The organism is Azoarcus taiwanensis, assembly GCF_012910885.1.
Lineage (GTDB): Bacteria > Pseudomonadota > Gammaproteobacteria > Burkholderiales > Rhodocyclaceae > Azoarcus_F > Azoarcus_F taiwanensis.
The window spans coordinates 1-510 of the sequence record NZ_WTVM01000294.1 but is presented as its reverse complement, the minus strand read 5'-3'; the positions used below and the strand labels follow the sequence as shown (position 1 = coordinate 510).

Below are 510 nucleotides of genomic sequence, written 5' to 3'. Positions count from 1 at the left end.
GCCAGGGGCGACGCCCTGCGGCACGGATCGTGCAAAGCCGAGTCTCGGAGGTGTTCAGTGTCGACATTCACCCAGCGGTCTCGATGGGGCGTCGCGTATTCATCGATCACGGCACCGGTATCGTGATTGGTGAAACGGCAATGGTCGGCGACGACGTGTCGATCCTCCAGCACGTGACCCTGGGAGGCACGGGGAAGGGCCGGGGCGATCGTCACCCGAAGATTCGCGATGGCGCTCTTCTCTCAGCGAATGCCACGGTCCTGGGAAACATCGAGATTGGCCGCGGCGCCACAGTGGGGGCCGGCAGTGTCGTCCTCAAGAGCGTGCCACCGTTAGCGACTGCCGTCGGCGTACCGGCGCGCACGTTGGGCGGATGAGCGCGGCGTTTCGGTGCTGCCGCGCTAGGTGCCGAGCGGTGTGGGGTACGCCGATCGCGCTCCTCATCTGCAATGCCGGGGAGCGAGCGAGATCGGAACGCGTGTTGTTGCATTGACCTGCGCCGGATTGCGG

1 protein-coding gene is annotated in these 510 nt (G+C 65.9%); it reads left to right on the top strand.

Annotation, left to right across the window (positions count from 1 at the left end; translation table 11 throughout):
* A partial coding sequence (locus tag GPA21_RS20390) for a serine O-acetyltransferase (protein ID WP_422614188.1) occupies positions 1-377 on the top strand: 377 nt, incomplete at its 5' end.
* Positions 378-510: the final 133 nt, after the last annotated feature.